At 67.9% G+C, this 998-nt stretch carries 1 protein-coding gene; it reads right to left on the reverse strand.

Features of this window, described 5'->3' with window-relative positions:
• Positions 1-998, reverse strand: a 998-nt coding sequence (hpaD, locus tag LVY72_RS24090) for a 3,4-dihydroxyphenylacetate 2,3-dioxygenase (RefSeq protein ID WP_237827471.1), incomplete at both ends; no start/stop codon positions are given.

Raw genomic sequence — 998 nt, forward strand, 5'->3', positions numbered from 1 at the left:
GCCTCACCGCGGTAGGTGCCCGATTCGTCCTGGGCCCGGGTGTAGGAGAAGCCGTCGGCGCCGATGGTCACTTCCATTTCGGAGGTGTCCTCGCGCTTGATGACATCCTGCGGGTTGCCGTCCAGGTCCAGCACCAGGGACGCCTCGGTGTACCAGGAGGGGACCACCGGGTTGCCCCACCAGTCGCGGCGCTGGTTGTCGTGCACGTCCCAGGTGATGACCGGGTTGTCCGGGTCCCCGGTGTAGTAGTCCTGGGTGTAGATCTCCACCCGGTGCCCGTCCGGGTCCAGGATGTAGAGGTAGAAGGCGTTGGAGACCCCGTGCCGGCCCGGGCCGCGCTCGATCCGGTCGGACATGCGCAGCGCGCCCATCTTGTCGCAGATCTGGATGATGTTGTGCTTCTCGTGGGTGGAGAAGGCCACGTGGTGCATGCGCGGGCCGTTGCCGCCGGTCAGGGCGGTGTCGTGCACGGTGCCCTTGCGGTGCATCCAGGCCGCGTAGGTGGTGCCCTCGGAGTCCTTGATGTCCTCGGTGACCCGGAAGCCGAGGTCCTCCAGGTACTTGCGTCCGCGCGGGACGTCCGGGGTGACCTGGTTGAAGTGGTCCAGGCGCACCAGTTCGCCGGCGGAGTAGAGGTCGTAGCGCATGTGCAGGCGCTCGACGTGCTCGGTCTCGAAGAAGAACTCGTACGGGAAGCCCAGCGGGTCCTCCACGCGCACGGAGTCCCCGATGCCCTTGACGAAGCCCTCCCGGCGGCGCTCGGTGCGGCAGCCCAGCTCCTGGTAGTAGGCCTCGGCCCGGTCCACGTCCTGCGGGGTGCGCACCCGGTAGGCGAAGGCGGCGACGGCGGGGATCGGGCCCTTGCGCAGCACCAGGTTGTGGTGGATGAACTCCTCGAAGGAGCGCAGGTAGATCGCGTTCTCGTCCTCCTCGGTCACGTGCAGGCCCAGCAGGTCCACATAGAACGCGCGGGAGGCGGCCAGGTCGGTGACCACGAT

Source organism: Arthrobacter hankyongi (assembly GCF_022012395.1).
Taxonomy (GTDB): Bacteria; Actinomycetota; Actinomycetes; order Actinomycetales; family Micrococcaceae; genus Crystallibacter; species Crystallibacter hankyongi.